This is a genomic window from Bartonella sp. 11B, assembly GCF_002022625.1.
GTDB classification, from domain to species: Bacteria; Pseudomonadota; Alphaproteobacteria; order Rhizobiales; family Rhizobiaceae; genus Bartonella; species Bartonella rochalimae.
Window position 1 is genome coordinate 1,557,501 of the sequence record NZ_CP019783.1, and the last position, 21,938, is coordinate 1,579,438.

Consider the following 21,938-nt stretch of genomic DNA (forward strand, 5'->3'; position numbering starts at 1 on the left):
GCCTTAGATCAAACAAAAGCGCATCTCGATACACAACAGAAAATTCTTATGCGTATTGATGCGCAAATTGTGGCAGCCCATAGTGCATTAGATGATGCTCAAGCACAAAAAGCAGCTGCCTCAGCTATAGCAACCAATGCACAACTCACCTTACAACGGATCACGGAACTGAAAACGGATCGTTATGTTTCCCAATCTAATGTTGACAATGCCAAATCAACTTACGAACAAGCTATTGCTAATGTTACACGGGCTGATGCGCAAATAGCTGCAGCACGTGCTAATATTCAAGTATTAGAAGCACAACGGCATGAAGTAGAAAGTCAAACAAAAAATCTTGAACTCACCCGTGACAAAGCAAAACGTGATCTTGATTCAACTATTCTACGTGCTCCATTTGATGGAATTATTGGAAATTTAACAGCAAAAAAGGGGGATTTTGTCGTTGATGGTCAACGCCTTGCTGCCTTAGTTCCCATCCATGCGCTTTATATCGAAGCAAATTATAAAGAGACACAATTGCAAAATATTCAAAGTGGGCAAACTGCTTATATCTCCATTGATGCCTTCAAAAAAGATGTATTTGAAGGTACAGTGCTTTCTGTTTCGCCCGCAACAGGAGCTGTTTTTTCTCTTTTGCCACCACAAAATGCTACTGGTAATTTTACAAAAATTACGCAACGTATTCCTATTCGGATTTCTATTCCTGAACATGCGTTAAAAAGTGGAAGAATCAAAGCAGGAATGAGCGTTACCGTAACCGTTGACACACGGAATAGGAAACAAAATAAAGATTCTTTATAACAAAGTTAAATGATCCTATCATGAAAAATCCGACACCTCTTGCATCTACAGATTCTCTTGCATCTACTGATGCTAAAAAGAGCATAGACATACGTAAAATCATAGTCTTCATAGCTATGACTTTTGGTATGTTCATGGCTATTTTAGATATTCAAATTGTTTCTTCCTCTTTAGCTGAAATTCAAGCCGGTTTATCAGCAAGTGCTGATGAAATTTCATGGATTCAAACGTCTTATCTTATTGCTGAAGTTATTATGTTGCCTCTTTCTGGTTTTTTAGGGCGTTTGTTATCAACACGGATTTTCTTCAGCTTCTCAGCAGCTGGCTTTACCATTGCATCTATTCTTTGTGCTACAGCAACATCTATTGAGCAGATGACCTTTTACCGTACACTCCAAGGCTTTATTGGCGGAGGCATTATCCCCAGTGTTTTTGTTGCTTCGTATACACTTTTTCCTCCCTCTAAACAATCAATCGTTTCGCCTATCGTTGGCCTAGTCGCAACATTAGCGCCTACAATTGGTCCAACAGTGGGAGGATATCTCTGTCATGTCTTATCATGGCATTGGCTTTTTCTCATTAATGTACCTTTTGGAATTATTATCTCAATTTTAACTTGGAAATTAATTGATTTTGATAAAGCAGAACCCTCTCTCATAACTAAATTTGACTGGTGGGGTCTTTTCTCTATGGCAATCTTCTTGGGATCATTAGAATATATTTTAGAAGAAGGTGCACGTCATGATTGGTTAAATGATCAACTGATCTTCAATCTTTTTATTATTATGATCTTAGCGGCTAGTTTATTCTTTTGGCGAGCTTTTACTGCTAAAGAACCAATTGTTGATCTCACAGCTTTTTCGAATCGAAATTTTTCGATTGCAGCAATTTTCTCCTTTATGCTTGGAATAGGACTTTATGGTCTTACCTATCTTTATCCTGTCTATTTAAGTCAAATACGTCATTATGATGCTCTTATGATTGGAGAAACGCTCTTTATTTCAGGTTTAGCTATGTTTTTGACGGCTCCTATAGCTGGATTTCTTTCAACACGTATTGATGCACGTCTTATGATTGCTATAGGACTCACCAGCTTTGCATGGGGAACCTGGCTAGCCACTGCGGTTACCGACGATTGGGGTTTTTGGGAACTCTTTTGGCCTCAAATTTTTCGTGGGTTTTCTATTATGCTCTGTATGGTTCCTATTAATGACATTGCCTTTGGGTCATTATCACCAGAGAAAATGAAAAATGCCTCTGGGCTTTTTAATTTAACACGCAATCTCGGCGGTGCAGTAGGACTTGCTATTATCGGTACTGTTATGATGGAACGCTCTGCTCTCCATTACGGACGAATAGCTGAAACCATCCATGCAGGAAATATCCAAGCAACTGAAATGCTTGCAAAGCTCACCATGTATTTCCATTCTTATACGTTTGATTCACATGCCCTTGCCTTATTACAACTTTTTGGTATCACTTTCACACAAGCGACAGTTATGGCTTTTAGCGATATTTTCTTTATGATGACTATTCTCTTTAGTCTTTTAACCTTCTTAACCGTTTTTCTTAAAAAAATATCACCCTCTGCTGATATTCCTCACGGCCATTAAGTTTCATGTTATAAAGGGCAATAGGCATTTATGGTACTGAATGTATCAACAAAAGAATTTAACCATATTCTTAAATATCAATGATATGACTTCATGAATGAAAAACGAAAAAATAGCCTCAGCGTTATTATGAACAAACAAGTAAAATGAAATACTCTAAAATCTTAAGCTACTTTATAATGCTGATTATGGCTTAAATCCTGTAGGTCTCCACTTGAAACTAAAAGACCATGACATCCAATAAGATATTGAGGGATCAATTCCAAAGCTTGAAAACGATGTTTTTCATAAACTCCAGGCATAGCGAAATTTTTTGTTAAATGACTTGAAAAACCAAAACGCTGATAAAATTCAGAATCTCCCACGAGGAAAATAGCACCATGGCCTAATTGTTTTGCTGTTTCAATTGAATGCTGCATTAAAACTGACCCAATGCCTAGACCAGAACACTCAGTTGCCACAGCTAAAGGCCCTAAAAGCAAAGCACCTTGAATCTCATTTTGCCCTTTGTGAAAAGTAATATTCCAAAGACGCACACTTCCTACGAGCTCATCAAGAAAATTTTTAACAACAAAAGAAAGTCCAAAAGCTGGAAACCGGCCGCAACGTAAAATTTCTGATGATTTATGCTTACGTTCTTCTCCCATGACCAAATCGAGAAGTTTCTCCCGATGAAGAGCATCGGCTTCTTGCTCAGACATAAGCGTAAAACGTGCACCATTTTTTGCTTGAAAATGAATCTTTTTCATCTCTGTTACCCATTAAACCGCACCTTAAACACCCCATTAGGCAAAAATAGAGAGGTACCTTATACAAAATCTCAAATTACATACGATCGTAAAGGTTCAAAACCATTAAATGCAACAGATGCATAAGTTGTTGTATAAGCACCGGTCCCATGAATCAAGAGTTCATCACCTATTGTTAAAGAAAGAGGAAGCAAATAAGGCGTTTTTTCATACATAATATCTGCCGAATCGCACGTCGGACCAGCTAAAATACATGGTTCCATTGCTTGATCATCATGAGCCGTTTCAATAGGATAGCGAATGGCTTCATCCATAGTTTCAGTCAGACCATTAAATTTGCCAATATCAAGATAAACCCAACGGACGTTATCATTTTTTCCTTTTTTAGAGATCAAAACAACCTCTGTGCGTATAACACCCGCATTACCTACCATCGCGCGCCCTGGCTCGATAATTGTTTCAGGAATACGATTCCCAAAATATTTTTTCAATGCATCAAAAATGGACATACCATAGGTTTGCACTGTTGGAATATCTTTCAAATAACGTGTCGGAAAACCACCGCCCATATTCACTAATTGCAACTGAATACCTTCTTGTTCCAAAGATTTAAAAACAAAAGCTGTATCCGATAAAGCACGATCCCATGCATTCAAATCTGTCTGCTGAGAACCCACATGAAAGGAAACACCATGGGCCTGCAGACCTAAGTGATGCGCATAACGTAAGACATCAACAGCCATAGAAGGAACACAGCCAAATTTTTGCGATAACGGCCACTCTGCTCCTTCTCCATCAGTAAGAACGCGGCAAAAAACACGAGCTCCCGGTGCAGCACGAGCAACTTTTTCTACTTCCTCAAAACAGTCAATGGCATAAAGTGAAATACCAAGCGCATGCGCACGCGCAATATCGCGCTCTTTCTTAATCGTATTACCAAAAGAAATACGATTAGCTGTAGCACCTGCCGCTAAAGCCATTTCAATTTCTGCTACAGAAGCAGCATCAAAAGACGATCCTAAAGAAACAAGCAAGCGCAAAATCTCAGGTGCTGGATTTGCTTTGATTGCATAGAAAATACGTGACTGTGGAAGAGCCTTTTCAAAATTTAAATAATTTTCATGAACAACATCAAGATCAACAACCAAACAGGGCCCTTCAGAACGATGCGTTGCAAGAAAATCGCGAATACGTTGCGTTGCCATTTGCACTTCTCCCTAGGGACAAGACATCCCTAACTTTACGCCAATGAGCAGCAAACGCTGCCAATAGCAAAAAAAACAAAAGACATACATCCACTCTCTCACCCGATTAAAAACAACCGGGAAGAAATAAGCATTGCATGCCACGAAAAAACAGCGCGAAAACCGCATTGTTCTACGTTGTCTGCCTTTTTGATTGGAGTTGAGAAGCCAATTCCGCACTGAAGGCAATGAGGTGTGCCTCTTTAGTTATCCCAGCATTTGAACAGCTGGAAGACACCAGAAAGGCCCGCACCGTCGTTGCTTCAAGATGTCCTCATTCTTTTGATTGGTCATAAGAATGACTGGAGCGGTTAGTTCCAGGTACCGTACCGGTTAATCCCACCATTTGAGAACCAGCGGACACCCACAGGCACGTGCGACTTTGGGCAACATCGCGTATAAAGCCAATTTTTATTCATTTCAATCATTTTTTTTAATTTTAAAACTTTTTTAACTTTTAATCAAAAAATGATGCAAAAAAGAAACATATCACTCGGAAACAAGAACAAGCTTGTACCCTTATTATCTGTATATCTAACCATAAATTAGAGAATGTTCAGTCTTAAAATATTCTTTTTTAAAAATGATATAAAAGAAGGCTTTTATTGTTCACAATGAGGATACGCTGCACGCAATTTTAATAATTGAAATTGTCTATGACGTTCCCGAAAGCGTTGTCTATCACTTTCATCCCGCGTATTATAACAAGCATCACAAGAGACACCTTCTTCATAATGAGAGGATAGCTTATCTTCAGCACTAAGAGGGGAACGACAGGCGCGACACAATTCGCGTCCACATTCTTCGAGACCATGTCCTACAGAAACACGCTCATCAAAAACGAAACACTCTCCCTGCCACAAACTGTTTTCCTTTGGGATAGTTTCCAAATATTTGAGGATACCACCTTTTAAGTGATAAACTTGATCATAACCAAGGCTACGGACATAAGCGGTTGATTTTTCACACCGAATACCCCCTGTACAAAACATAGCAATTTTCTTTTTCTTTTTCAAATCGCTTTCATGTTTCATAATCCACTCAGGAAATTCACGAAATGTTTTAATACAAGGATCAATGGCTCCTTGAAAACTCCCAAGCGCATATTCATAATCATTCCGTGTATCGATTAAAAGTGTTTCTTCATCTTGGATAAGAGCATTCCAGTCTTCAGGTGCTACATACGTTCCAACAACTTTTAACGGATTAACATCTTCAATCCCCATTGTTACAATTTCTTTTTTTAGCCGCACCTTCAAACGATGAAAAGGCATTTTTGAAGCCCATGAATATTTAATCTCGGGCATTTGAAATGTAGGCTCTGCAGTGATAAAATCTATTAACTTTTCAATTGCACTGCAGGAACCAGCAACAGTGCCGTTGATTCCCTCTTTTGCTAAAAGAAGAGTTCCCTTAATGCCATTTGTCTGACATAAATTCAGCAAAGGCTTTTGCAATTGACTATAATGCTTCAAATCTGCAAAGCAATAAAGAGCAGCAACTTTAAATTTCTTTTCCATAACATCGACATAACGCGGGTTTTATTTAATTTCAAGAACTATTCGTCCTTTTCTTTTATATTATTCTGTCATTTGCTTCTACACGCAGAATATCTTTTTATGAAAAGAGAACACCCTTATCAAAAGAAAATGACACTATCCCAGCATCACAGCTCCTCAGTTATTATGATTATAAAGGTAATTATTTTTCCTACCCATAGGCGCATTTCAAATAAGAAAGACAGGACAAGTTATGCATATCTTCATTTTCAGCCGAAGTTGCTGATGAAATCACTCTTCTTCAAATCCTGAATTATCTTTTGTTCAAATATAATTTTTCTTACAGAAAGCTATAATAATATAAGAATACCTTACCACTTTCTGTGTTCATCTAATAAATAGAGTTCACAAAGAGAATTTATTGAAATGTTTCCTCATATCGATCGGAATGGAAAAATTAAAAAACGAATGAGCACCTTTTATTCTGTAAAACAGGTTGCTCTTTTATCCCACAAAGGCCCGTTCCACAACATAAGTCGCCGGGGCATTATTGGCTCCTTCAACAAGACCAAAGGTTTCACATATCCTAGCACAATCTTTCAGCATTGCCATCGAACCACAAATCATAACACGGTCTTCCGTAGGATTGATTTTCGGCAATCCAGTTCTTTCAAAAAAAGCACCGCTTTCCATAACAGTGGTAATGCGTCCCATATATTCTGAAGGTTCGCGGGTGGTCATAGGATAAAATTTCAACTGTTTTACATATTCACCAACTAACGGATCATGCTCTAAAGAAGCAACAAGATCTTTCGCATATGTCAGTTCATTACACACACGTGTTGTTTGAATAAGCACCACCTGGGAAAATTTTTCATATGTTTCGGGATCACGAATAAGACTTGCAAAAGGAGCAACACCTGTCCCTGTTGAAAGAAGATAAAGACGTTTTCCAGGGATAAGAGCATCAAGAACTAAAGTTCCAGTCGATTTTTTACGCATTAAAACTGTATCACCAATTTTAATTTTTTGAAGATGTTCTGTTAATGGTCCTCCTGGAACCTTGATCGAAAAAAATTCGAGCTGTTCATCCCAATATGGGCTTGCAATTGAATAAGCGCGATAAATTGGCTTTTCTGCATTCGGCAAACCAATCATAACAAATTCGCCCGAACGAAAACGAAAGCTTTCCGGACGATTAAGGCGAAATTTAAATAAATTATCCGTATAATGATGAACCTCTTGAACAGTAAGCGCAAACACATTTTCAGGAATTGGAAAATTTAAAGCAACATTCTCGATATTTGACTGAACATTGGTTGCTGATGCGCTCATAAATTCTTCCTTATATTTTGATACAACATTTAATAATACATTTTATAAATAGTATAATCCCTGCATAATCATCTACTGATATTTTTTTACAATATAAACTATTGATTCAATAGTTTATATACTGAATTAAGGATAGATATGTATTATACCATGAATGCAAAAGGAAAAAATGGAATAACGAATAGTAAAGTCAAGTGCAACAGTAATAACTGTAATCTTATAGAATTCCGATAAAAGATATTTTGTCTCTCATTCGGCATCCATTGCATTCTTCACCAATGACTTAAATTCTTAACAAACAAGATCCAAAACACAATACTATTTTACTATTATGCTCTCTCTTCTTTTACTGACTCTGCTCATAAACTTTTGATATGAATAACTATTTTTTCAAAAAACTTATGGAGTGCATAAAAAACAGTACAGGAAGAAAAGAAGAATATTTCTCTCTCTATAATAAAGAGCAAGTAAGAATTGGATACTTTCTTGCAAAATAAAAATGAGTATTTTGACGCTCTTTTCTCTCTCTTCCTTCCTTTTATTATTGAAAAAGAGAGCATCAGTGTAGGATGATCATTTTTTGGTATTAAACTTTTTTTACAAATTCTGACTTTAAAGCCATCTGACCAATTCCAGGTATTTTGCAATCAATATTATGATTTCCCTCTACCAAACGAATATTCTTAACCTTTGTACCGCTTTTTAAAACAGATGAAGACCCCTTCACTTTAAGATCTTTAATGACCATCACGCTATCACCATTTGCTAAAAGCTGACCATTAACATCATAAACTTCAAAAGAGATAGGAAGCTTTTCATTCTTGTTTTGAGGCCACTCATGCGCACATTCAGGACAAATAAAATGACCATTGTCTTCATAAGTATAAAGACCATCACACTGAGGACACTGAGGCAATTGAGTCATACATCCGCCTTTGTTCAAGAGAAATTATTGATCGTAAATCATGCATCCAATAAAACAAGAAAAAAGATCTATTGAACACAAGATATACTGAAATGAGCAAAGCAAAAATTTGTTAGCTGATTTGGTCATAAAATGAAAGAACAAGCATAAGAAAAACGGGCCAGTAGGCCCGTTTTTCTTTTATCTTTGACGAAGGCGACTTAGAAATCCATTCCGCCCATTCCGCCCATTCCACCACCGCCCATTGGAGGCATTGGTGTCTCTTTCTTTGGAAGTTCAGCAACCATTGCTTCTGTTGTGATAAGAAGGCTTGCAATCGATGCAGCATTCTGTAAAGCAGAACGGACAACTTTTACTGGGTCAACAATTCCTAAAGCAATCAAGTCACCAAATTGCCCTGTCGCGGTATTGTAACCAAACGTATCTGAATTATTTTCCAGCACCTTGCCAACAATAATTGCCGCTTCTTCACCTGCATTCATCGCGATTTGACGTGCTGGCGCTTGTAAAGCACGGCGTACAATGTGGATACCAGCCTCTTGATCAGGATTCTTTCCTTTGACAGTCAATGCATTTGCAGCACGCAAGAGTGCAGTTCCACCACCAGCAACAATACCTTCTTCTACAGCTGCTCGTGTTGCATTCAAGGCATCATCAACACGGTCTTTCTTTTCTTTCACTTCAACTTCTGTTGCACCACCAACACGAATAACGGCAACACCACCAGCAAGTTTTGCGAGTCTTTCTTGCAGTTTTTCACGATCATAGTCAGAAGTTGTTTCTTCAATCTGTGCTTTAATCTGGTTAACACGTGCAGTAATTTCAGCCTTATGCCCAGCACCATCAATAATGGTTGTGTTTTCTTTAGTGATATTAACTTTCTTTGCACGTCCAAGCATATCTAAGGTAACATTTTCAAGCTTAATGCCAACATCCTCAGAAATAACCTGACCCGATGTTAAGATAGCAATATCTTCTAACATCGCTTTACGGCGATCACCAAATCCTGGAGCTTTAACAGCAGCGATTTTCAAACCACCACGCAATTTATTAACCACGAGGGTTGCCAAAGCCTCACCTTCCACATCTTCTGCGATAATAAGGAGAGGTTTACCGGATTGCACAACTGCTTCAAGAACAGGAAGCAAAGATTGCAAATTAGACAGTTTCTTTTCGTGAATCAGGATATAAGGATCATCAAGATCAGCAACCATCTTTTCAGCATTTGTCACAAAGTAAGGAGACAAATAGCCACGGTCAAATTGCATACCTTCAACAACTTCTAATTCAGTTTCAGCTGTTTTCGCTTCTTCCACTGTGATGACGCCTTCATTGCCCACTTTTTCCATAGCATCGGCAATCATTTTCCCAATTTCAACAGCACCATTTGCGGAAATCGTTGCAACTTGCGCAATTTCTGCTGAAGTTTGAATTTTTTTTGCTTTTTTGAAAGATTTTCAACGACTTCTTCAACAGCTGCATCAATCCCACGCTTGAGACACATTGGGTTCATCCCAGCAGCAACAGCCTTTACACCTTCTTGTACGATTGCTTGTCCTAAAACAGTAGCTGTTGTTGTTCCATCACCTGCAATGTCATTGGTTTTCGAAGCCACTTCACGCAACATTTGCGCGCCCATATTTTCGAACTTATCTTCCAATTCAATTTCTTTTGCAACAGATACACCATCTTTTGTAATACGAGGCGCGCCAAATGATTTATCAATTACCACATTGCGCCCTTTAGGGCCGAGCGTTACCTTAACAGCATTAGCAAGGATATCAACACCGCGCAATAAACGCTCACGCGCTTCACGGCCAAATTTGACTTCTTTAGCAGCCATTTAATTTCTCCTTGGAGTTGTCTTAAATAATCAAATAAAATAATTGAGAAATTGGATTAACCCAAAATTCCCATAATATCAGACTCTTTCATGATTAAGAGGTCTTCACCATTAATCTTAACTTCAGTTCCAGACCATTTGCCAAACAAGACGCGGTCTCCTGCTTTCACTTCTAGAGGAACGCGCTTTCCATTATCGTCGAGAGCACCATTCCCAACCGCAATAATTTCACCCTCTTGAGGTTTTTCCTTTGCTGTATCAGGGATGATAATCCCACCAGCTGTTTTATTTTCAGATTCAACCCGACGAACAACGACACGATCGTGAAGTGGGCGGAATTGTATATTAGCCATGTTTTATATCCTTAAAACTTAATATAACTGAATTAATCTTAAGTTCCTATTAGCACTCTCTTGCGACGAGTGCTAACAATAAAACAAATATAAAAATGCCTTGTTACAATGTCAAGGGTTCTCAATAAAAATTAATCTGCACCTTTTTGTCGTCCTCCGTTTTCTCTCGTGGAAAATTTGAGCAATAGTCTTGTTAACTGTTTTCCATTATAAAAAATTTTAGCACTTAATTTTTCTTTGATTAATCTATAGTATAAAAAACTTAAATGAATCATCATAGGGGTCGTCATGCTTACAACTCGTCAAGAAACTGATAGTTTTGGAACAATCGCCGTACGTAATGATCGTTATTGGGGAGCACAAACGGAACGTTCCCTTCATCATTTTAATATAGGGATAGAAAAACAACCCTTGACCGTAATTTATGCCTTAAGTCTTATTAAAAAAGCCGCAGCTCTCGTTAATATGGAAAAAGGAAAACTTCCGCAAATATCGGGCAAACGATTGTTACTGCAGCTGATGAAGTCCTTGCAGGAAAATTCGATGCTCATTTTCCTCTTTCTGTTTGGCAAACAGGCTCCGGCACACAAAGCAATATGAATGTCAATGAAGTCATTGCCAACCATGCTAATGTCCTTTTGGGAGGAGCTCTTGGAAGCAAAACACCAGTTCACCCGAATGATCATGTGAATATGAGCCAATCCTCTAACGATTCCTTTCCCACAGCCTTACATATTGCCACCACACTGCAAACACGCCAACATCTGTTACCAGCTCTTGATGCCCTTATTGCGAGCCTACAGAAAAAAGAAAAAGAATTTACCGACATCATCAAAATCGGGCGAACCCATACTCAAGATGCAACACCTCTTACATTAGGACAAGAATTTTCAGGCTATCGTACCGCTCTAGAAGCCAATCGCACACGAATTGAAACAGCACTCACCGATGTTCAAATGCTTGCTCAAGGAGGCACAGCCGTCGGAACAGGTCTCAATGCTCCATCGGGCTTTGATAAAGCATTTGCCGAAACAATAAGCACTCTTACAGGGATCCCTTTCAAAACCGCTCATAATAAATTTGAAGCGCTCGCTCATCACGGAGCTCTTACGCATTTTCATGGCAGCCTCAATGCCTTAGCAGCTGACCTGTTCAAAATTGCCAATGACATTCGTTTCTTAGGATCGGGACCTCGTTCAGGATTAGGTGAGTTGAACCTTCCAGAAAATGAGCCAGGTTCTTCTATCATGCCGGGAAAAGTCAATCCAACACAATGTGAAGCTTTGACCATGGTTGCTTGCCAAGTCTTTGGCAACCATAGCTGCATCACATTTGCTGCCAGCCAAGGACATTTTGAACTCAATACCTATAAGCCAGTTATTGGATATAATGTATTGCAATCACTTAATCTTTTAGGAGATTGTATGCGCTCTTTTGAGACATATTGTATCCAAGGATTACAAGCAAATAGAGAGCATATTCACGCTTTGATGGAACGTTCTCTCATGTTGGTTACTGCTCTTGCTCCAGAAATTGGATATGAAAAAGCCGCTGAAATTGCTAAAACAGCCTATAAAAATGGGACAAGTCTCCGTGAAGAAGCTTTAAAAGCAGGTGTTTCTGCTGCTGATTATGATCGACTTGTTGATCCTCAAAAGATGATTCATCCACAATAAGAGAAGAATTATTGCCAAAAAAACGTTTATGTAATAATATCGGGCTGTTCTCGTCCTAAATGATGTTTGATTTTTAACACCTCAAAAGCAGCTTGCTTTAAAGGATGAAGAGCTTGTTGTGGATCTTGATTATGCTTACGGGGATCTCCCTCATACTGTTCAAGATAAAGCCGAACAAGAGCTCCTGTTGTTCCCGTCCAGAAAGACGAACCACTAAACGTGCCCCATTGTCAAAAAAAATACGGACCCCTTGCCGTATACTCACACTATGATCAATGGGGTCATGATAAATAAAATCATCGGCCTTTTCGACCGTTAATCCAGCTACTTTTGTTCCTGGCTCTGGTAAGCATGCGGATAATTGTTCTACCATTGCAAAAGCTTTGTGGGACTCCACCTCTTCATAATCATATCGTGAAAAATAAAAACGTCCATAGGTACGCCAATGCTGTTGAGCAATTTGCGCCACTGTTTTTTTTGTAACAGCAAGAAGATTCAACCAGAATAAAACAGCCCATAATCCATCCTTTTCGCGCACATGATCCGACCCTGTGCCAAAGCTTTCTTCCCCACAAAAAGTTATTTTTCCAGCATCAAGGAGTGTTCCGAAAAATTTCCACCCCGTTGGCGTTTCAAACAAATTCAATCCTTTTTTCTCTGCAACGCAATCGACAGCACGCCCAGTTGGCATAGAGCGTGCAACGCCCACAAGACCTCGTCGATATCCTTTAATTAAAGAAGCATGATCAGCCATAATCGCAAGAGAATCAGAAGGAGTGATAAATTGTTGGCGACCAATAATAAGATTACGATCTCCATCGCCATCAGAAGCAGCTCCCAAGTCAGGCCCTTTCTCTGACATTAATAAATCATATAAATCCTTAGCATGAACCAAATTCGGATCTGGATGTTTGCCACCAAATCCGGTAAAGGTATTCCATGAACAACTGTTCCTTCAGGAATCCTAAGCATTTTTCAAAAATTTCTTGCGCATAAGGGCCCGTCACAGCATGCATTGCATCAAACCGGAAGTTTAATCCTTCAGAAACCGCTTGAGCAATACACTCAAAATCAAAATTTCCTGCATCAGCGCACTATAATCTGCAACGGGATCGATCACATCAACCTGCATAGACCCAATAAATACCGTTCCTTGCCTATCTAAATTGATCTCTGAAACGTCAACAATTTTATAAAAAGACAAATGTTGTGATGCAGCAAAATAGCATTACACAAAGAAGTAGGTGCTGGTCCCCCATGAGAAATATTATATTTTATCCCGCAATCACCCTGTTCTCCTCCAGGATTATGACTTGCCGAGAAAATAATACCACCATGAGCATGATACTTGCGAATAAGATGCGAAACAGCAGGTGTAGATAAAATCCCTCCTTTACCGACTTTAATACATCCAACACCATTGGCAGCAGCCATTTTTAACACGATCTGAATAAGTGTCCGATTTAAATAGCGTCCATCTCCTCCCAAAATGAGCAATTTCCCTTAAGAGGTCCCACAGTATTAAAAATAGATTGAATAAATTTTCAACATAATGAGGCTGTTGAAAAGTCGATACCTTTTGCGCAAACCAGACGTTCCAAGCTTTTGATCTTTAAAAGCCGTTGTCGAAATAATATTCACCGTCATGAAATAATATTCGCCGTCATACTGACACCTGCAAAGCATAATGACTTAATTGAAACATGAATACTCCCTTAAAATTGATTATTAATTTCTCTTGACGCAAACATAAAATACCTGCAAATTAAAGAAACTATACGACATCCTTAAAGATAAAACAAACTCAAAATTGTCGGAAATACCCTTCTTATATAAAGCACAGGAGTGCAATCATGTTTAGAAAAAAGTTCCCAATGTTACTTCCACACACGTGTTCGTGATGAATCAGTGAGTGGCGATAATCCTTATCGGTGGCAAGATGTCAACAGCGACACTTATTTCAAAGGAAAACGGGTTATTCTTTTCTCCCTGCCCGGAGCCTTTACACCTACTTGCTCAACTTTTCAACTTCCTGATTTTGAAAAACTCTATGATGAATTTAAAAAAGTAGGTATTGATGAAATTTATTGCGTTTCCGTAAATGATGCTTTCGTTATGAATGCATGGGGAAAAGACCAAGGCATTAAAATGTGAAACTTATTCCCGATGGATCGGGTGAATTTACACGGAAAATGGGAATGTTGGTTGCCAAAGATAATATCGGTTTTGGTATGCGGTCATGGCGCTATGCTGCTGTGATTCAGGATGGCATAATTGAACAATGGTTTGAAGAGCCAGGCATATCAGACAATTGTGCCACAGATCCTTACGAAGTCTCCTCACCACAAAATATTTTAAAGATCCTACAAGGGTAATTGTAGCGGTTATTTCCCAGTAGCGGTTATTTTCCCACCTGATTTTTCCCTCCCTTCCCTTATTTTTATATAAAAAAGGGAAGGGATTTTAAGTTTTTTCCGTTCCTAAAGATTTTATGATTTTTGAGCCTTAAAGATTCTATGATCTTTGAGAAACGAGAATATTTTGAACTGTTTGAACGAGTTGATCTTCATCGACAGTTATTTGTGCTGGTCGACTCTCACGCCATGTTTGATTATCTTTAATTTCGTGGGATAAACGTGCTCCCTCGACCAAATCTTTGATCTGAATTTTTCCTTCTTGGCGCTCTTGTGCCCCTGAATAACTACACACGGCGCACGACGCCGATCAGCATATTTCATCTGTGCTTTAATCCCTGATGCACCTAAATAGAGTTCAGATCGAATCCCCGCTTGGCGTAAACGCATGACCATTTTTTGATAGCGTACGAGAGCTTCTGGTTCTTTATCCATCATTAAACCACAACGGGACCTATCGTTTCCTTCACAGGAAGTTTGCCAAGATTTTGCAAAGCAGATATCAAACGTGAACACCAACAGAAAAACCTGTTGCTGGAATATTTTCCCCACGAAAGCGAGCAACCAGCCCATCGTAACGTCCCCTCCACCAACAGATCCAAACACAACTTTTTGCCCATCATCATTAAAAATATCAAAAGTAGAGCAGCTTCAAAACAGGTCCTGTATAATATTCTAATCCTCGCACAACTGATGGATCAATTTTGATACGGTTCTGATAGCCATTTTCAGCAAAAATCGCTTGCATTTCTTCAAGCTCACAGAGACCTTCAAGCGCTTGATCACTATGCTCAACCATCTTTTCAGATTATCAATTGTTTCCTCAGCTGTCTCAGCACTAACAGCCATCAAAGCAAGAACACACTCAATTTCTTTGTCCTTTAGTCCCGCTCCTTTGGTAAAATCACCACTTTCATCCAAACGCCCTGCCCTAAAAGCAAGCGAACCCTTCTGAACCAAATTTATCGAGCTTATCAATAGCTCTCAGAACAGTTAAGCGTTTCTCTCTGCTCCTTTCCGCCAAGACAATCAATCCCAAAACGCCGTCCAAGATCTTCCGATTATTCAAACGAATAACATAATTTCCTGCTGAATCCCTAATCTTTCTAGACTATCTGCTGCCATCATGCAGATTTCTGCATCAGCCAACACCGTTGGTGCCCCAACAATATCGGCATCAAATTGCATAAATTGTCGAAAACGTCCTGGTCCTGGCTTCTCATTCCGAAAAACTGGCCCATAACGATAGCTTCGATAGGGCTTAGGTAAAGTTTCAAAATTCTCGGAAAAATAACGAGCTAACGGAGCAGTCAAATCATAGCGTAAAGACATCCATTGCTCATCATCATCTTGCAAAGAAAAAACACCCGCATTTGGTCGATCTGAATCGGGCAAGAATTTACCAAGAACATCCGTATATTCAAAATCGGCGTTTCCAATGCTCAAAACCGTAAAGTTCATAAACCTCACGAATTTGAGCAACCATTGTTTCAATACTATATAATTGCGCGCTTGTGCGGTCAATAAAACCGGGGGTAAACGGGCTTTTGTTCTTTCTTGTTTCATAGCCATTGTTTTTCTCTAGCAGCAATAGCAGCAATGTGTCTTGATAGATACTGTGTCTATCTATCATAACAAACGCTGCAACGATTTTATATAATTGCGGTTATACACCACCAAATATCACCTCTATCACCAACTTAATGATATCAATTTTTCCCTAAACGTGCCATCAAAGAAGCTAAAAACAACATATAATCAAAAAGCTTTATCTCATAAAATTTTCCTCACGCTTTTAAATCATTCTCTTAAGGCCTTTTCCAATTTCTTATTTGATATTTAATTATTGTATATTTGGATTATTTTTCTGTTATCTGTTGCTTACTTTAAAATGCTCAGCGAGTTGACAGTTTTTGTTTTTTTTTCATTTTTATGTTTTTTTGTATGGTTTCTCCTTTTGAAGAAGTCTGAGCAATATTGTTTGTGTGATTTTCTTTTTTCACAGTGCGGAGTGAGATAGGCTATACTTGTTGCGTATTATTTTGTCTCCTTCTTAAGCTTTTTAGCATTTTGATTTCAGTTTGTTTTTTCCTTTTTTCATTTTTTTTGGAACTTGCATTGGTTTTTCTCATTTTAAGTTTAAGAATTATTGAAGGAGAGAGAGATATGGAAACGCGGATCCAACGAAGCATCCCTTAGAGCGACATTTTACAGGCGAATTTTCTTTAGAGACGGAAAGTTGTCACTATAGACCGTCTGTTTTATCTTGGTCCTCGATTTTTGCTGGATTACTAACGTTTTAGCAACATCGGTTTGTTTTTTCATTTTGTTAGCAGCCTTAGGCTTAAACCAAATGACTTTTTTTCTCCTTTCACTAGAGAAGAGTTTTCTCTCTGTTGGGGTGAGTTCAATTTTTATTTTTTGTCTAAGCTTTGGTCTTGGAGGTTATGTTGCTGGTCGTTTTTCGGATACTCAGGAGCGCTTCACGGTTTTTTGACCTGGGCCTTTTATGCTTTTGGTGGCGCTCCAAAGTGCATTTTACTTTCTGGCGCAGCTCATTTAGGCGCTAAGACTGTTCAGGAGTTGCAACACAACGAAACAAGCGATCAGTGATTTTAGTTCAGAAGGTGGCAAACTTGTTCTCTCACAGACGTAAAAATTTGAGGATTTTTTCAACGATAAAAGGAATGCTCTGTTTGATTTTAACAAACTCAGCAATGACTTACAGGCACTTTTAAATAAAGTGATATTCCAGCCCTCAATCCGGACAATCTCTATAAGCTTATAGAGAATCAGTCAAAGACCTTCGTTCTACCATCACATCTTTTAAGAATGATCCTTCTAACTATGTCTTTTGGTTAAACAACTCGGCGAACGCCTTCGGATCGTGTTAAAAAGCTGAACACCAGATTGATCGTCGCGATGTCATCCATCAGCTGACAAACAATGGACTATCACAAGCTGAAGCAGAAAATACTGCAGAACGTGCGATTGATATTTATCAAACAGCGAACAAAAAACTAAAGAAGCTATTCAATCACTGAACAAACAGGTAGAAGCTCTCTCGCAGAATGCTCCTACTCATAAAGGAGCCCAAAACAGTTTTGCAATTGCGGATAAAGCCATAAGCCAGCTTCTAAGATTGGATTGTGGAGTTTTTTTGCGAGCCTTCTTGGTGCTGTAATTGCCAGCATTCTGGATATTATGGTCATAGAGACGGTCTCATTCTTACACATTGTAAAATTTCGATTTTGAGACAAAGAGGCTGATCAACCTTTAAGAACTCTACAAAGTAAAACCAGCTTTACAAAAGTGCACCACGTGTGCAGCTTTTTATTAAAGACCTTTTTTTGAAGCGACCTGGGTATTTTCCCTCATGATGCACCATCCATCAAAACGGACGTCTCATCTGAGACGGATCCTCTTCCCGCTTCTCTCTTGGCGTCTCGGTACATTGATTTGAAGCGACCTGGGTATTTTCCCTCATGACGCATCCATGCCTTCAAAACGGACGTCTCATCTGAAACGGATCCTCTTCCCGCTTCTCTTGACGTCTAGTACATTGATTTGAAGTGACCTGGATATTTCCCTCATGATGCATCATGCCTTCAAAACGGATGTTCACCTGAGAAGGATCTTTTCCAGTGGTTTTTATTATTCCCCAACAACACCGCTCCAAAGAGGAAGGAGTCTTTTTTTGTGTTGGATCGCCTACCGATCTCTTGTCGCGTTTATTTTAAGGATTATTTTATTGATACAAACTTATTGATCCGAGACTGGTTGCGGGGGCAGGATTTGAACCTGCGGCCTTCAGGTTATGAGCCTGACGAGCTACCGGGCTGCTCCACCCGCGTCACGGAAGAATTGTCGCAGAAAGGATACGACGATTTTTAGATATTTTTTGAAGAGTGTTGAAGAATTCTTTCTATGCGCTTAGCAGACCTGGCAGCGACTTACTCTCCCGTGCCTTAAGACAAAGTACCATCAGCGCTGGAACGTTTCACGGCCGAGTTCGGGATGGGATCGGGTGCAGGCGCTCCGCCATAACCACCAAGTCAGCGAAAAGCATAGAAAGGAAAGAGAAGTTGTCTTATTGCTATTTTAATTTGTTTTGTTTTTTTAAATGAATAGAGGGAATGAGAACGATCAAGCCTATCGAACGATTAGTATCAGTAAGCTTCATATGTTACCATACTTCCACACCTGACCTATCAACGTGGTGGTCTACCACGGTTCTCAGGGAATACTCGTTTTCAGGTGGGTTTCCCGCTTAGATGCCTTCAGCGGTTATCCCGTCCGTATATAGCTACCCTGCTATGCGGCTGGCGCCACAACAGGTCCACCAGAGATACGTCCATCCCGGTCCTCTCGTACTAGGGACAGATCCTGTCAATATTCCTACACCCACGGCAGATAGGGACCGAACTGTCTCACGACGTTCTGAACCCAACTCACGTACCGCTTTAAATGGCGAACAGCCATACCCTTGGGACCTGCTCCAGCCCCAGGATGCGATGAGTCGACATCGAGGTGCCAAACAACCCCGTCGATATGGACTCTTGGGGGTCATCAGCCTGTTATCCCCGGCGTACCTTTTATCCGTTGAGCGATGGCCCTTCCACACGGGACACCGGATCACTATGACCGTCTTTCGACTCTGCTCGACTTGTCAGTCTCACAGTCAGGCAGGCTTATGCCATTACACTCAACAAACGATTTCCGACCGTTCTGAGCCTACCATCGCGCGCCTCCGTTACTCTTTAGGAGGCGACCGCCCCAGTCAAACTACCCACCATACACTGTCCTGGATCCGGATAACGGACCGCAGTTAGACATCCATGTCGATAAGGGTGGTATTTCAAGGACGACTCCACAAAGGCTTGCGCCCCTGCTTCAAAGTCTACCACCTATCCTACACATATCGCCACAAATGCCAGTGTAAAGCTATAGTAAAGGTGCACGGGGTCTTTCCGTCTAACGCAGGAACCCCGCATCTTCACGGGGAATTCAATTTCACTGAGTCTACGTTGGAGACAGCGGGGAAGTCGTTACGCCATTCGTGCAGGTCGGAACTTACCCGACAAGGAATTTCGCTACCTTAGGACCGTTATAGTTACGGCCGCCGTTTACTGGGCTTCAATTCAATGCTTGCACATCTCCTCTTAACCTTCCAGCACCGGGCAGGCGTCAGACCCTATACATCGTCTTGCGACTTCGCAGAGCCCTGTGTTTTGGTAAACAGTCGCTACCCCCTGGTCTGTGCCACCCTTTAACGGTTGCCCGCTAAAGGGTCACGCTTCTTCCGAAGTTACGCGTGCAATTTGCCGAGTTCCTTCAACGTAGTTCTCTCAAGCGCCTTAGTATTCTCTACCTGTCCACCTGTGTCGGTTTCGGGTACGGTCTATACGTGGGAGCTATTTCCTGGAATTCCTTCACTGCAAGATCAATCCAATAAGACCTTACAATTTACGCAATCCGTCACTTCCCACAGGTCCACGAATATTAACGTGGTTCCCATCGACTACGCCTTTCGGCCTCGCCTTAGGGGCCGACTCACCCTGCTCAGATTAACTTTAAGCAGGAACCCTTGGACTTTCGGCGAGGGAGTCTCTCACTCCCTTTATCGTTACTCATGTCAGCATTCTCACTTCCGATACCTCCAGGAGCTCTCACGAGTCTCCCTTCACAGGCTTACGGAACGCTCCGCTACCACTTACTCATAAGAGTAAATCCACAGCTTCGGTGTATGGCTTGAGCCCCGTTACATTTTCGGCGCAAAGACCCTTATTTAGACCAGTGAGCTGTTACGCTTTCTTTAAATGATGGCTGCTTCTAAGCCAACATCCTGGTTGTTTTGGGATCCTCACATCCTTTCCCACTTAGCCATAACTTGGGGACCTTAGATGGTGGTTAGGGTTGTTGCCCTTTCCACGACGGACGTTAGCACCCGCCGTGTGTCTGCCAGTTATTTCTTCCAGGTATTCGGAGTTTGGTTAGGTTTGGTAATCCGGTGAGGACCCCTAGCCCATCCAGTGCTCTACCCCTGGAGAATAAAACTAACGCTCTACCTAAATAGATTTCGCGGAGAACCAGCTATTTCCGAGTTTGATTGGCCTTTCACCCCTAGCCACAAGTCATCCCAATCTATTGCAACAGATACGGGTTCGGCCCTTCAGTAAGTGTTACCTTACCTTCAGCCTGCTCATAGCTAGATCACTCGGTTTCGGGTCTAATCCAACGAACTGAACGCCCTGTTCAGACTCGCTTTCGCTACGCCACCTATCGGTTTAAGCTTGCTCGTTAGACTAAGTCGCTGACCCATTATACAAAAGGTACGCCGTCACCCAGAACGTATCTTGGGCTCCGACTGTTTGTAGGCATTCGGTTTCAGGTTCTTTTTCACTCCCCTTGTCGGGGTACTTTTCACCTTTCCCTCACGGTACTGGTTCGCTATCGGTCATGCACGAGTACTTAGGCTTGGATCGTGGTCGACCCATATTCAGACAGGATTTCACGTGTCCCGCCTTACTCAAGGACTTAAATCAGATTTACGTATACGGGACTATCACCCTCTTTGGTTTGATTTCCAATCAATTCTACTTTTCTTAACTTAAGCCACTGGCCTGGTCCGCGTTCGCTCGCCACTACTAACGGAGTCTCTTTTGATGTCCTTTCCTACAGGTACTTAGATGTTTCAGTTCCCTGCGTTCGCTTCTTACACCTATTTTATTCAGGTGTAGATACCTATTTGTGATTACTAGAAAATTAAACCGCTTTTATGAAGCAGCTTAATTTTCTAGCAATCTAAGGTGGTTGCCCCATTCGGAAATCTACGGATCAAAGGGTATTCGCACCTCCCCGTAGCTTATCGCAGCGTATCACGTCCTTCTTCGCCTGTGCATGCCAAGGCATCCACCAAATGCCCTTAAGACACTTGATCATTCTCATTGCCAATATTCATTTATCAATTCGTCTATGCACAATCATCGAGATAAAATTGATTTAAAAATCATGCAATCTCTATAATCAGCACACAAAACAAAAATATCAGCAGAAAAGACCAACTTCTCGAGATATATTCAATGGCACGGTTAAGTTGCCAATCATTAAGCAAGGAATTTGAGCGTTTCCTTGCGACACATTATTCTACTCAAAAGATTTCCTCAATGAAAAGGTCTTGTTCTTTTGTCCTTATAAACTCTCACTTGAGTGTATAATTAAGCTCTCTTCTACAAGAGAAAAAAGCCTCTATGTTTGAACAAGTCCCCACAGAACTTTTTAAAGCTATGCTGCATTTTAAAAACCTTCTTTTTAGCCATCCATCCTTTAAAAATTTCTTTACCAGGACAGAAGGAAGCAAAAAATGTCTGAATATACCTTCTTCTTCACGATTTCAATAGAACAGGCAAGAGATTACTTCATCTCTTGCAATAACTATTCTTTTAACAATGATGATGAACCATATGGTGGCCGGACGGGATCG

General features: G+C 40.3%; 12 protein-coding genes, 1 tRNA gene, 2 rRNA genes and 5 pseudogenes (1 of these 20 only partly in view). 5 read left to right on the plus strand and 15 right to left on the minus strand.

Annotated elements, in window-relative coordinates; translation table 11 throughout:
• A protein-coding gene (locus Bho11B_RS06740) for an HlyD family secretion protein (RefSeq protein ID WP_078674162.1) crosses the window boundary here: on the plus strand, window positions 1-804 show its 3' portion. It extends 285 nt beyond the left edge of the window; only the last 804 of its 1,089 coding nucleotides appear in the window; its start codon lies off the left edge, out of view; its stop codon occupies window positions 802-804.
• A gap of 20 nt (window positions 805-824) precedes the next feature.
• Window positions 825-2,417, plus strand: coding sequence for a DHA2 family efflux MFS transporter permease subunit (locus tag Bho11B_RS06745; protein WP_078674163.1), 1,593 nt, complete (start codon window positions 825-827; stop codon window positions 2,415-2,417).
• A 164-nt stretch (window positions 2,418-2,581) separates the two neighbouring features.
• Here the strand turns inward: Bho11B_RS06745 and Bho11B_RS06750 are convergent, their stop codons facing one another.
• From Bho11B_RS06750 to groES, 7 genes and pseudogenes are all read right to left on the minus strand, one after another.
• On the minus strand, window positions 2,582-3,166 hold the full coding sequence (locus Bho11B_RS06750; protein ID WP_035007467.1) for a GNAT family N-acetyltransferase: 585 nt from the start codon (window positions 3,164-3,166) through the stop codon (window positions 2,582-2,584).
• 71 nt (window positions 3,167-3,237) lie between these two features.
• Window positions 3,238-4,371 carry a type III PLP-dependent enzyme gene (locus Bho11B_RS06755; protein WP_078674122.1) on the minus strand — a complete coding sequence of 378 codons (1,134 nt, stop codon included), beginning with the start codon at window positions 4,369-4,371 and terminating at the stop codon, window positions 3,238-3,240.
• 641 nt (window positions 4,372-5,012) lie between these two features.
• Complete coding sequence (locus Bho11B_RS06760) at window positions 5,013-5,930, minus strand: rhodanese-related sulfurtransferase (protein WP_035007464.1); 918 nt, start codon at window positions 5,928-5,930, stop codon at window positions 5,013-5,015.
• A gap of 483 nt (window positions 5,931-6,413) precedes the next feature.
• The gene (locus Bho11B_RS06765; protein WP_078673963.1) at window positions 6,414-7,244 is read right to left on the minus strand and encodes a ferredoxin--NADP reductase; all 831 of its coding nucleotides are present in this window, start codon (window positions 7,242-7,244) and stop codon (window positions 6,414-6,416) included.
• A 586-nt stretch (window positions 7,245-7,830) separates the two neighbouring features.
• On the minus strand, window positions 7,831-8,169 hold the full coding sequence (locus Bho11B_RS06770; RefSeq protein WP_035007461.1) for a zinc ribbon domain-containing protein YjdM: 339 nt from the start codon (window positions 8,167-8,169) through the stop codon (window positions 7,831-7,833).
• Between the two features lie 200 nt (window positions 8,170-8,369).
• Window positions 8,370-10,012: pseudogene (gene groL, locus Bho11B_RS06775) on the minus strand (chaperonin GroEL).
• Between the two features lie 56 nt (window positions 10,013-10,068).
• Window positions 10,069-10,365 (minus strand): co-chaperone GroES, encoded by a 297-nt coding sequence (gene groES, locus Bho11B_RS06780; protein ID WP_035007457.1) that lies wholly within the window; start codon window positions 10,363-10,365, stop codon window positions 10,069-10,071.
• Window positions 10,366-10,653: 288 nt separating this feature from the next.
• Between groES and fumC the strand changes: the two are divergent.
• A pseudogene (fumC, locus tag Bho11B_RS06785) lies at window positions 10,654-12,041 on the plus strand (class II fumarate hydratase).
• A 26-nt stretch (window positions 12,042-12,067) separates the two neighbouring features.
• Here fumC and Bho11B_RS06790 read toward each other — a convergent pair.
• Window positions 12,068-13,688 (minus strand): annotated as a pseudogene (locus Bho11B_RS06790) (alpha-D-glucose phosphate-specific phosphoglucomutase).
• 214 nt (window positions 13,689-13,902) lie between these two features.
• Between Bho11B_RS06790 and Bho11B_RS06795 the strand changes: the two are divergent.
• A pseudogene (locus Bho11B_RS06795) lies at window positions 13,903-14,416 on the plus strand (peroxiredoxin); the annotation flags it as partial.
• A 139-nt stretch (window positions 14,417-14,555) separates the two neighbouring features.
• Here the strand turns inward: Bho11B_RS06795 and Bho11B_RS07310 are convergent.
• From Bho11B_RS07310 to Bho11B_RS07325, 4 genes and pseudogenes are all read right to left on the minus strand, one after another.
• Entirely contained in the window at window positions 14,556-14,750 is a 195-nt protein-coding gene (locus Bho11B_RS07310; protein ID WP_245289535.1) for a hypothetical protein, read from the minus strand.
• Between the two features lie 14 nt (window positions 14,751-14,764).
• Window positions 14,765-15,028, minus strand: a pseudogene (locus tag Bho11B_RS07410) (hypothetical protein); the annotation flags it as partial.
• Between the two features lie 61 nt (window positions 15,029-15,089).
• Window positions 15,090-15,254, minus strand: coding sequence for an ATP phosphoribosyltransferase regulatory subunit (locus Bho11B_RS07415; protein ID WP_371455145.1), 165 nt, complete (start codon window positions 15,252-15,254; stop codon window positions 15,090-15,092).
• A gap of 266 nt (window positions 15,255-15,520) precedes the next feature.
• Window positions 15,521-16,027: an ATP phosphoribosyltransferase regulatory subunit gene (locus Bho11B_RS07325; protein ID WP_245289531.1), complete on the minus strand. Its 507-nt coding sequence runs from the start codon at window positions 16,025-16,027 to the stop codon at window positions 15,521-15,523.
• Window positions 16,028-16,808: 781 nt separating this feature from the next.
• Between Bho11B_RS07325 and Bho11B_RS06920 the strand changes: the two genes are divergently transcribed.
• Window positions 16,809-16,952: a hypothetical protein gene (locus Bho11B_RS06920; protein ID WP_153300956.1), complete on the plus strand. Its 144-nt coding sequence runs from the start codon at window positions 16,809-16,811 to the stop codon at window positions 16,950-16,952.
• Window positions 16,953-18,232: 1,280 nt separating this feature from the next.
• Here the strand turns inward: Bho11B_RS06920 and Bho11B_RS06810 are convergent.
• From Bho11B_RS06810 to Bho11B_RS06820, 3 genes are all read right to left on the minus strand, one after another.
• Window positions 18,233-18,308 (minus strand) — tRNA-Met (locus Bho11B_RS06810).
• Between the two features lie 87 nt (window positions 18,309-18,395).
• A 5S ribosomal RNA gene (gene rrf / locus Bho11B_RS06815) occupies window positions 18,396-18,510 on the minus strand.
• Between the two features lie 87 nt (window positions 18,511-18,597).
• Window positions 18,598-21,395, minus strand: a 23S ribosomal RNA gene (locus tag Bho11B_RS06820).
• Window positions 21,396-21,938: the final 543 nt, after the last annotated feature.